Raw genomic sequence first — 11650 nt, forward strand, 5'->3', positions numbered from 1 at the left:
AGCGATTCCCGACGTTGCAATACGGCAAACCACAACACGATGGAATTTTGCAAACGCGACAGCAACGCCAAGCGACACGAACACATCCTAAGCCACACACTTTACACATCCCACCTTCCTCAATAGCCACTGATTCCCACGACACATGACCTTTCGTTCATGCATCGATTACGCTTCAAAAAAACATCGCCTTTCTTCGAAAGAAAAAGCTTTTACTCCGACTAGAGACTGCTAAATTCAGAAAGCCGCACATGTCTTACATTAAAACATTTGAGACATTTGCCTGTTCCATTTTCAATCCCACTCCATCCCGTGCAGAGTCCTTTCATCCTCGAATTAATGTCCACTTAAATCGGCGCTGCACAGAATCGTAGGCGAATACTGCAAATCACGATCTGTTAATTTCATGCCCTCTTAGGAGACGTCCGATGTTTGTCAAAAGAAGAGCGTTCACCCTTGTAGAACTACTTGTTGTGATCGCGATCATTGGGATCTTGGTGGGACTGCTGCTGCCGGCAGTGCAAGCCGCTCGCGAAGCAGCGCGGCGAATGCAGTGCAGCAACAACATGAAGCAGCTTGGATTGGCCCTGCACAATTATGTAGACACCTACCAAAAGTTCCCCGCCTCAGCCCGAGGCTTTGGTGGATGTGCTGGAAACGCAGTCAACGGGGAGATTAAGAACGCCAACGGCCTTGTCGCCTTGCTCCCCTACATCGAATTGCAAAACGTCTACGATCAATTTAACCACGATGAGGCGTACGCGATTTGTAGTTCCGGCCAAAGAGCGACCGGCACGCTGGTTGGTGACCCGGTGGCAAACGGGAATGCGGCGCTTGCGGAACTCGAATTGGACGTTTTCGTGTGCCCTTCGGACAGCAATCCCGTTAAAGGACGCCTCGTGGGCGGACATTATGGGCCAGGCCCAGGATTGTCGGGAGCAGCAACCAACTACGACTTCATCGTCACCTGCGGCACGGAATACAGCACCTGCAACAGCTATGCGACGACCAGCAGCGCCACGAAGCGAATGTTTGGTGGCGACGTTAACACACGCATGGCCGAGGTAACCGACGGACTTAGCAACACCTTCATGGTCGGCGAGACGACCAAATACCATGTCAATGGAGCTGCTTTTGCGTGGTCTTATCGCGGACATGTGATGACAGGCATCGACCCTCATTACACAGCAACGAACGGTGGCATCAACGTCTGGCATCAACCCTGGGTCCATCCGACATGGCAGAACCCACCTTATATCCCCATCCGTAGCCGCGCCCGCAGTTGGTGGGTTGCGTCGGCCAGCCTGCATCCCGGCGGATGCCACTTTGTCATGGGTGACGCTTCGGTCCAGTTCATTAACGAAACGATCGACAAGCCGACCCTGCTGAACCTGACCGTCATGGCCGACGGACAAGTCGTCAAGCTCCCATAACCCTTTAAAACGCGTGACTGTTATCTAGCACGCCTATTCCTTTGCCTAATCTAAAAGTTCACAGGTGAGACAGATGTTGAAGTATTTGAAAGCCAGCTTGTTCGTAGCCATCGCTGCGATTGTAGGGTGCGGAGAGTCCGGCCCGATGTGTGTCCCGGTCACCGGAACGCTCACGCTCGACGGCGAGCCGCTCGCGTTTAAGAGCCTGACGTTAACACCGATTGAAGGAACTGCCGGTGGCGGTGCCTCGGGGTATTCCGATGGCCAAGGCAAATACCAGCTGCTTGCAATGGTCCCTGGGGCAATTCAAGACTTCAATGGCTGCCCACCGGGCCGCTATCGTGTGACGGTTAGCGAACCCTTGATTCCGATCACGGATGCGGATTTCGATGCCGCTCGTCAAGGCGACGTGCTTGACAACGGTGAACCTGCAGCCGCGATTGCGCTTACGGACATGTCCCCAAAGAAACGGAAGCAAGCAAAGGGAGACATTCCGTCGGTTTACGCTTCGAGCACAACGTCACCGCTGGTGATCGACGTGGTCGAGGGTAATGAACTGATCGACCTGGCACTCGCTTCCTCAGGTAAATAGGACTACACGACTTCTGCGATGGAAGTCGCGTGCAAGTTGTTTACGCACCACGATCGACTAGATCTGGTCGTATGGCAACTCGAACAGCTCGTTGGCAACTTCGATCTGCCCGGTCTCTAATCCTTTGCGGAACCAGTAGGCTCGCTGCCTGCTGGTTCCGTGCGTAAAGGCATCGGGAACGACGCGTCCTTGCATCTGTTGCTGCAAGCGATCGTCGCCGATCGCTTGAGCACATCGCATCGCCTCTTCGACATCGCCAGAGTCCAAGAAGGACTTCATCTTTTGGCCGTGGTGCGCCCAGACGCCAGCTAAAAAATCGGCCTGCAATTCCAACCGCACGCTCAAACGATTTGCCGCCACCTTATCGACACCCTGCTGACTGCGATGAACTTGGTCGGAGATCCCCAGCATATTTTGCACGTGATGCGCAACTTCGTGAGCGATCACGTAAGCCATCGCGAAGTCCCCTTTGGCTCCAAATTGATTCTGCAGCTGTTCGAAGAACGACATGTCCAAATAAACCTGATCGTCGCCGGGGCAATAAAACGGCCCCGTCGCGCTGCTGGCCGTCCCACAAGCCGACGAGACCTGATCGCGGAACAGGACCAACTTCGGCTCGGGATACCGTTTCCCGATCTGCTCGGTGAACAACTTGTTCCAGACATCTTCGGTGTCGGCCAACACCACCGAGACAAACTGCTTCAGCTCGCGTTCGGCTTCGCTATCTTCGACCGGCATGTTTTGTGGCGCACCGGCCTGTTGCTGGGCTTGCTGCTGTTGCACCTGTTGGATCAATTGCTGCGGGTCTTTCCCCATCATCAAACCGAGCACGACCATGACCAAAATCATCAGCCCGCCCCCACCGGCAACCGCGGGTCCCGCCCCCATCGCTCGCCGATCTTCAATATTTTCGCTCTCTCGTCTTCCACGCCAACGCATCGGATTATCCTGAAAAGGTTTCTTCTAAACGCTGCGCCGGAAGCAGAGAGCATCGGGCTCAGCCAGCCAATAGTTGTTATCATACGTCGCCAACCAGTCTACCCAAAGCGTTGCGCATTGGCATTCGATTGGGCGGCTTTCCATTGTTGCAACAACCGCGACAATGGGAATGGCGGCGTTCGGTGAACCGCCCCTTTTGCAATTCCTTTTCGTTCCTGCTCTACCACCCCCAAAAGCTTTATGTGCGGCATCACCGGCGGACTTTGGACTCACCCGCAACACTCGATCTCCGCCGACGTCCTGCATCGGATGACCGAGGCGATCCGCCACCGCGGCCCCGACGACAGCGGAACCCATGTCGAAGCGATGCGGACTGATCCGTCGGGCCCCGTCCCCGGCGTGGCCCTTGGTTTCCGGCGATTGAGCATCATCGATCTGGCGGGCGGCCACCAACCGATGAGCAACGAAGACGGTTCGATCTGGATGGTCTTCAACGGCGAGATCTACAATTTTGGCGACCTCCGACGACGCCTTGAAGGAGCCGGCCATCGTTTTGGTTCCTCCAGCGATGGCGAATCGATCCTGCACCTCTACGAAGACTTGGGCGTCGAGTGTTTCTCGCATCTGAATGGGATGTTTGCCGTCGCGATCTGGGACCGCAACCGACGCCGGATCGTGCTGGCGCGCGATCGCTTGGGCCAGAAACCGCTGCACTACACAGTGCAAGACGATCGGCTGCTGTTTGCCAGCGAACTGAAGTCGCTGATGGAGGTGCCGGGGCTGCGTCGGGAGATCGATCCGTCGGCGATCGATGAGTTCCTAACCTACCAATACGTCCCTCATCCGAATACGATTTATCGCGATATTCACAAGCTGCCTCCGGGACACTTTGCGGTCTTCGAAGACGAACAGTTGAGCGTCAAACGATACTGGGATATCGATCTCGCCAAAGAGACTCCGATGACGCAGGGGGAGGCGTCCGAGCAACTGCGGGAACTGCTCTCCGATTCGGTGCGGCTGCGACTGCAAGCCGACGTTCCGCTGGGCGCGTTCCTCTCCGGCGGGATCGATTCGTCGCTGATCGTCGCTCTGGCTCAACAGCAGCGCGACGATCCGATCCGCACCTTCAGCATCGGTTTTCCACTGAAGGATTTCGACGAGACTCACTACGCCAAACAAGTCGCCGACCATCTGGGAACCCAGCACACACGGTTCGAAGTCCAGCCGAACGCGGTCGATGTGATCGACAAATTAGTCTGGCACTACGACGAACCGTTTGGCGATTCGAGCGCCATTCCAACCTGGTACCTGTCGGAACTGACCCGCCGCGAAGTGACCGTGGCCCTCTCGGGCGATGGCGGCGACGAACTGTTCGCCGGCTACGATCGTTACCGAGCGTTGTGGATCAGTCGCCAGATAGATCGGATGTTGCCGATGCGTGGAATGCTGGGAGCCAAGTGGATCCAGCGGCTCCCCGATTCGACGCGGCAGCGCTCCCTGATCCGCCGCGGCAAGCGGTTCTGCGACGCGATCAGCCAACCGCCGGCGCGGCGCTTCATGAATTGGCTGCAGATCTTCCCCGAAGCACTGCGGGGCGAGATCTACAACGAGGACTTCGTTCAGCAGTTGCCGGGAGACGATCCGTTCGAGTTCTTCCACATGGCCTGGAAACAGTCGGGGAATCGGGACGACGTCACCAAAGCATCGCTAGCCGACCTGATGACCTACCTACCGTGCGACCTGTGCACGAAAGTCGACATCGCGTCGATGGCTCACGGACTGGAGGTCCGCCAACCGATGCTCGACTACCGCGTCGTGGAACTCGCCGCGCGGATGCCGGTGAAATGGAAGTTCCGCGGCAAACGCGGCAAACTGATCCTGGACGACACCTTCGGATCGATGATCCCCAAAAACATCTGGACTCGCAAAAAGATGGGCTTCGGCATCCCGATCGCTGCTTGGTTCAAGAACGAATGGCGGCCGATGCTGCACGACATGCTGCTGGCTCCCGACGCCAAGCATCAACAGTTCTTCCGCCCCGAAGTCGTCGCCAAGATGGTCCACGATCACGAGACCGGCGCAGTGAATCACGGCTACCGATTGTGGAACCTGCTGATCCTCGAAAAATGGCTCCGCCGCTGGACGTAAACACCAAACGCCAACGGAGAAGCGAAAGAGAAGGGCAGAATGAACATCTCGCCACCCATCATTCTGCCCCCATCATTCTGCCCCCATCATTCTGCCCCCATCATTCTGCCCCCATCATTCTGCCCCCATCATTCTGCCCCCATCATTCTGCCCCCATCATTCTGCCCCCATCATTCTGCCCCCATCCTCTTCGCTATACAAACGCACGGATCTTCCTAAATGGCGGAGCCATGGCAGCATAAAGCCTGGGACGCGAGCCCCAGGAAAACGGCAACATCGCAGAACGCGAAGCGAAGTAAGTTTTGGCAGAATGATGGGGGCAGAATGATGACAGCGGCGAAACGTTAGGCTGATCAAGAAAAGGCTCGTTACTGCCGGTCGAGCCATTGTTGCACTCGGTCCTGCCAGGCTTGAACGGTCGGTTGCAGTTGATCGTACAACGCGACGGCGTCGGAGACGCGCGACTCGCGGCCACAACGTTCGATCTCTTCGGCCAGAGCGACTTCGTCTCCGCTGGAGACATATTTAAGACACGACTTCAGCGTATGCCCGTAGCGTTCGATCTCTTTCGGCGTGCCGCCAGCGATCGCCACTCGCAACCGCTGCGAAACGTCGGGCAGCTCCATCACCAAGCCTTCGGCAACGGCAACCATCGATTCGTGGTGATTCCCCGTGCATTCCCCCAGGCGATCGATCCACGGCTTGTCGTCTTTTGGTAATTCGCTCATATAACCTTCGCGGCGCTACCGCCGTATTCCCTTTTGCCTACTATCCATCCTAACACGCGGCCTGGGCAAAAGCGATCCGATTCGATTGGCTAACCAAGGGCTATCAAGCGGTTCTTCTCCAGCGAATACCTCCAATCGAAACACCAACTCGCCCCGATCGGCTAACTCGGCTGCAAACCGGTCAACGTACCGACGCCGCTAGAGAACTGATCGACCGCCAGCCCCAAGTGCTGCAGATAACTGACCATTAAATTTCCAAGCGGTGGCGATTTCTCGGCTTCAAACCGCAGATGCTGCCCCTGCCGGAAGTGGCCTCCGGCGGCGATGATCGGCAGATTCGTGTTGTTGTGGCTCGAAGCGTTCCCCAAATTGGAGCCCATCAAAATGGCTGTCTGATCCAACAAACTGTGCTCACCCTCGCGAACCGCTTCCAGCTTGCTCAACAGCTCACCAAACAACCGCATCTCCTCGCGTTCGATGATCGCCAGCATCTCGATCTTTTCCGGATTCCGCCCGTGATGGCTCAAGTTGTGCCAGCCGTCGTCGACCCCTTTCAGCGACACCACCTCATTGCCACCGGCACCGATCAAAGTGATCAAGCGCGTCGAATCGGTTTGAATCGCCAGAAAGATCATCTCGAACATCAGTCCCATGCTCCCCGTGAAATCGGCCCGATCGGTGATGTCGGTCGGTGGCTTGCGATCGACGACTGGCTTTGGCTGCGTCGCCCACTGCGCCGCGCTGACCAACCGCTGCTCCAGCTCGCGAACACTCGTCAGATACTGATCTAGCGTTTGATTGTCCTGACGTCCCACGCGGCGAGCGACGCCGCGCGTCTGATCGCGGACCAAATCCATGATGCTCTGCCCATCTTCGATCCGCCGGATCTGATCGGCTTGCTCCGCCGGCGTCCCCGCCAAAAACAGCTTGGCAAACAACTGCGACGGACGCGATTGAGCCGGGATCTGAACGCCCGATCGCGTGTATGAAAGACTCGATCGCCCGGCCGAAAGGGCCAGCGAAGCAAACCGCGTTTGATGACCGATCTGTTCGGCGGCGAACTGGTCGACCGAAATCGTGTTCTGGAAACTCGGCTGACCGGGATGCGCCGCTCCGGTCAGAAAGCTCTTCTCCGCGCTATGCCCTCCGTCGACATCGGGATGGTGCAGCCCCGAGATCACCGTGAACTTGTCCCGCAGCGGCTGCAGCGGTTCCAGATAGGGCGTGACTTCGTAATCGGTTCCCGATTGGCTGGGGAACAGGTAGGGCGTGTGGATTCCCAGCGGAGCGCAGATCGCCAACATCCGGCGAACATCCCCTTTCCCAGATCCCCCCGGCGCAGCGGCAGCAGCGCCGCCGGACATCGATTGCAGCATCGGCAGCGCCATCGAAACCGCACCGCCGCGCAACATCGTTCGTCGTCGCAAAACAGATCTCATCGGAACGCTCCCATCTTTTAAGGTTCAATAAACACATCGCTGCTGGCGATCGCCAGGATCATCGACCGCAGTCCCAAGTTCTCGCCCGATGCGGCGACGATGCGATCGATCGCCGGGCGGTCGGCTAGCGACAGCGGCCGCCCGGTCGCGTAAACGATCAATTTGGTCGCGATCGCTCGAGCGACCTGATCGCGGTCTTCGAGCAACCGTTGGCGGTAGCCACCAAAGTCGGCGAACGAGCGGCCGTCGGCCAACCGCGACGCCGTTTCCACATCGGGCCCTTTGCGATAGGGCAAGCGACCAAGCTTCTCCCCATCGCCAATCGATCGATACCATTGCCGCTGGCCACCGATCGCATCAAACGCTTCCAAGGCAAAGCCCGGAGGATCGATCCGGCGATGGCAGACGTTGCACGAATCGATCTCGCGGTGCTTGTCCAGTTGTTCCCGAATCGTAGTCGCGCCGCGAACATCGGGTTCGACCGCCGGAACACCTGGAGGCGGCGGCGGGGCAGGGCGGCCCAACAGGTTATCCAAGACCCAATTGCCGCGTTGGATCGGCGACGTGGTCGTGCCATTGGCTGTCACCTTCAACACGCTCGCATGCGTTAGCACCCCGCCACGCAAACTGTCGCCGGGCAGCGCGACCTTGCGAAAGAGCTCGTTCCCACGCACCCCGGCGATGCCATAATGCTTGGCCAGCCGCTCGTTGAGGAACGTGAAATCGGAATCGATGAAATTCAAAACGCTCCCATCTTCGTCGATCAAGTGCTCAAAAAAGCTGCGTGTCTCGCCAAGCATCGCTTCCTGCAGCAACGGATCGAACTCGGGATAGAGTTTTTTATCGGGCGTCGTGAAGCCGATCTCCCGCAGATCCAACCACTGACCGAGAAAGTTCTCGACAAACCGCTCCCGTTTCGGATCGGCCAACATCCGCAGAACCTGAGCGCGTCGAATTGCGGGATCCTTTAATTTCCCGGCCGCCGCCAAATCGATCAGCTGCGGGTCGGGCTGCGAAGACCAAAGGAAATAGGAGAGCCGCGAAGCGATCGTGAAATCGTCAACCGTCGGTTGGCTGTTGAGCAACAAAAACTGAGGAGCACATAAAACGGCGGTCACCCCCGCGCGAACCGCTTGCTCGAACGAGCGGCCCGCGTCGAGGCGGTCGAGCGCCAGCTGAACGAACGGCTCCGCTTTGGCGTCGTCGACCGGACGCCGGAACGCCCGCGGCAACAGATCGCGAACGATTCGCGCCACATCCTCGCGTGGCCGCTCCGATTCGACGCGATGCCACGGAACTCGCTTGCGATGCCGCATCGAAATTGTTCGCTCCGGTTCCATCCGAATATGATCGACATCGCCAAACAACCGCTGAGTCGCCAACGATGGAAACGCTTGGTCCAGCGGCCCGTCGGTCTCCACCCACGCGATCCCCACGCCGGGACGCGGTTCGTGCTTGTCGCGCCACGTGACGTGTTCGGGCCAGATCCGAGGGACGATATGAATCGTATCTCCCTGCTGCATCGGCACCGTAAATTCGATCACCCGCGGCTGCTGGGAACTGCCCGTGGCATCGAAGATCCCGATAAATCGATGCGCATCGGGACCAAACAACGAACCGACGTAGAGAGCCACCGACAACGTCCGCTCTCCCGGATCGTGGGGCCAAACCGCAACGCGACAGCGATACAGTCCATCTTCGATCGGATGGGCGGGATCGATTCGAGCGGGAGGCCAACCGGGAGTGAACTTCACAAACGATTCATCGACAGCAACCGTGCCCCCTTTTTTCTTGTCAACCGAATCGATGTTCTCTTTGACCTGCATCAGATAGGCTCGACGCGTCGCAACCGGCAGCGGCTGTACGCGCCGTATCGTCGCTTCAAAAGCAACCGCCGCAGCAGCCAAGTACTGTTCCATCAAGACCGATGAAATGCTCAACCCGTCGGCGACGTTATCGAATCCCTGCAGGCTGCCATCCTCGGGCAACAGATCCATCAACGGGACATCGATCCCCAACAGATCGTGGACCGTGTTTTGATATTCGCGGCGATTCATCCGTCGCAGCGCCAGCGGCTGTTCGCCGCGCATCCGCTCCGCAAACCGACCGGCTTCCGAAACAAAACGCTTCACCGCAGCAGCGTCCGGACGGTCTTCCCCCTCCGGCGGCATCTCTCCCGATTCGATAGCATCGACAACCTGCGTCCACTGGCGGATCGTCTCGCTTCCCGAATCGGCGGCGGTCAAGCGATCCAACCGCACGTCGGCCTCTTGCGTATCGGCACCGTGACACGCAGTGCAGTGCTGATCCAAAAACGCGGCCAACCGCTTCGCAGTCCCGTCGTCGGCGACGGCAGACACGGCCACCTGCGATCCACAAACGACGGCCAAAGCGATGATCGAGCGACGGCAAATGATTCGAATGTTCATAGTTGTCATCATACCTGCCGCACCGCTCGATTGAGGAAATTTTGCAGGCGAACGGGACGGCTCGGCCGACGTTTTCAAACGCTGCCCGTGGGCAAGGATTTGGCAATTCCGTAGGATGAGGAAAAGGCCTGCTGCCGATACGATAGAGTTCAACGAGTGCTGGAACAAATGGATAATCAATCGATCGCCGAAGTTTTCGAACAGATGGCGGAACTGCTGGAGTTTAAAGGCGAAAATCCGTTCCGGATCCGGGCGTATCACAACGGGGCCAAAGCGATCCTCGACCTGGAAGAACCGGTCGTCCAGATCCTCGAAGATCCCAGCCGCAAGCTGTCCGATGTGCCGGGGATCGGCAAGACCTTGGTCGACAAGATCACCGTCCTGGTCGCGACCGGCAGCCTGCCCCAGTTGCTGGAGTTGCAAGAACAGTTCCCCGCCTCGGTCCTGGCGATGGCTCGCGTCCCCGGCCTTGGCGCGAAGAAGGCGGCTCGGCTGCACCAAGAACTTGGGATCGACAACCTCGCCGAACTGAAGGCCGCTTGTGAAACGGATCAGGTGAGTGGCCTCAAAGGCTTTGGCAAGAAGAGCCAGCAGACGATCCTCGACGGCTTGGCGATCGCGCAAGCGGCGGCCCAGCGGAAGAAGTGGGTCCATGCCGACGGCTGGGGCGCTCGGCTGCGTTCCCATCTATCTAGCTGCGAGGCGATCGAGCGAATGGAGTTTGCCGGCAGCTACCGCCGCGGCCGCGAGACCTGCGGCGATCTGGACATCCTTGTCGTCGCCGATCCGGCCGCTGCGGCGATGGATCACCTGGAAGCCTTCCCGCCGCGGAAGGAGACCATTTTGCGAGGCGACACCAAGATCTCGATCCGCGTCGACGAAGCGTTCCAAGTCGACATGCGAGTCGTTGCGGCCGATCAGTTTGGCGCGGCGCTGCAGTATTTCACCGGATCGCAAGCGCACAACGTTCGCGTCCGCAGCATGGCCAAAGCAAAAGGGCTGAAGGTCAACGAATACGGCGTGTTTCGCGAAGATGATCCCGAGCATTCGATCGCCGGCGGGGAAGAGCAGGAGGTCTATGCGGCGATCGGCCTGCCTTGGGTTCCGCCCGAACTGCGCGAAGATCGACTGGAATTCGATTGGGCGAAAAGTGGCGATCCATTCGACCTGATCGAATTGAAAGACATTTGCAGCGACCTGCATATGCATACCACGGCGACCGATGGCGAAGCGACGATCGGCGACATGGCCGACGCGGCGATCGCCCGCGGCCTGACCGCGATCGCGATCACCGATCACAGCCAACGCGTCGCGATGGCTCGCGGGCTGGACCCGCAGCGACTGCGCGAGCAATGGGCGCGGATCGATCAACTGCGGCCGCAGTACGAGGGCCGACTGACGATCCTCAAAGGAATCGAATGCGACATCCTGGAAGGTGGCGGAATGGATCTGCCCGACGATGTCCTCGCCGAAGCCGATTGGGTGCTGGCGAGCGTGCATTATGGGCAACGGCAAAGTCGCGAACAGATTACCGATCGGATCTTGGGAGCGATCGCGAATCCACATGTCACCGCGATCGCGCACCCGACCGGACGCTTGATCAATCGCCGCGAAGCGTATCAAGTCGACATCGACGCGGTTTTCCAAGCCGCCGCCGAAACGTCGACGCTGCTGGAACTCAACGCCAACCCGTCTCGGTTAGATCTTCATGAAGTCCATTGCCAAACGGCGTCGCGCCGTTACAACATCCCCATCGTGATCAACACCGACGCGCACTCGATCGATGGCCTCGACGTGATGCAGTACGGCATCCTGCAAGCGCGGCGAGCCGGGCTGCAAAAACAACACGTCGCCAACGCGAGGTCTTGGGATGCGATGAAGCCCCTGATGGGCAAATACCGCTAACCGCCAACGCCAGCCGAGACGCGCCGTCGGAAACATG

8 protein-coding genes are annotated in these 11650 nt (G+C 58.5%); 4 read left to right on the plus strand and 4 right to left on the minus strand.

The genetic code is table 11. The features are described 5' to 3' along the window. Positions 1–428 precede the first annotated feature (428 nt). Both Poly24_RS24495 and Poly24_RS24500 read left to right on the plus strand, forming a co-directional pair. Positions 429–1433 carry a DUF1559 domain-containing protein gene (locus Poly24_RS24495; RefSeq protein WP_145101828.1) on the plus strand — a complete coding sequence of 335 codons (1005 nt, stop codon included), beginning with the start codon at positions 429–431 and terminating at the stop codon, positions 1431–1433. Positions 1434–1578: 145 nt separating this feature from the next. After that, complete coding sequence (locus Poly24_RS24500) at positions 1579–2025, plus strand: hypothetical protein (RefSeq protein WP_145101830.1); 447 nt, start codon at positions 1579–1581, stop codon at positions 2023–2025. Between the two features lie 57 nt (positions 2026–2082). On the opposite strand, the gene ypfJ is transcribed toward Poly24_RS24500, so the two are convergent. Beyond that, positions 2083–2964 carry a KPN_02809 family neutral zinc metallopeptidase gene (ypfJ, locus tag Poly24_RS24505; RefSeq protein ID WP_145101832.1) on the minus strand — a complete coding sequence of 294 codons (882 nt, stop codon included), beginning with the start codon at positions 2962–2964 and terminating at the stop codon, positions 2083–2085. Between the two features lie 240 nt (positions 2965–3204). On the opposite strand from ypfJ, the gene asnB reads away from it, so the two are divergent. After that, positions 3205–5112 (plus strand): asparagine synthase (glutamine-hydrolyzing), encoded by a 1908-nt coding sequence (gene asnB / locus Poly24_RS24510; RefSeq protein WP_145101833.1) that lies wholly within the window; start codon positions 3205–3207, stop codon positions 5110–5112. Between the two features lie 368 nt (positions 5113–5480). Here asnB and Poly24_RS24515 read toward each other — a convergent pair whose 3' ends face one another. From Poly24_RS24515 to Poly24_RS24525, 3 genes are all read right to left on the minus strand, one after another. After that, complete coding sequence (locus tag Poly24_RS24515; protein ID WP_145101836.1) at positions 5481–5840, minus strand: Hpt domain-containing protein; 360 nt, start codon at positions 5838–5840, stop codon at positions 5481–5483. A gap of 161 nt (positions 5841–6001) precedes the next feature. After that, positions 6002–7279, minus strand: coding sequence for a DUF1552 domain-containing protein (locus Poly24_RS24520; RefSeq protein ID WP_145101838.1), 1278 nt, complete (start codon positions 7277–7279; stop codon positions 6002–6004). A 17-nt stretch (positions 7280–7296) separates the two neighbouring features. Then, positions 7297–9708 carry a DUF1592 domain-containing protein gene (locus Poly24_RS24525; protein WP_197452152.1) on the minus strand — a complete coding sequence of 804 codons (2412 nt, stop codon included), beginning with the start codon at positions 9706–9708 and terminating at the stop codon, positions 7297–7299. Between the two features lie 168 nt (positions 9709–9876). Between Poly24_RS24525 and polX the strand changes: the two genes are divergently transcribed. Then, entirely contained in the window at positions 9877–11613 is a 1737-nt protein-coding gene (polX, locus tag Poly24_RS24530) for a DNA polymerase/3'-5' exonuclease PolX (protein WP_145101843.1), read from the plus strand. The last annotated feature ends 37 nt before the right edge of the window (positions 11614–11650 follow it).

It is taken from the genome of Rosistilla carotiformis (assembly GCF_007753095.1).
GTDB classification, from domain to species: domain Bacteria; phylum Planctomycetota; class Planctomycetia; order Pirellulales; family Pirellulaceae; genus Rosistilla; species Rosistilla carotiformis.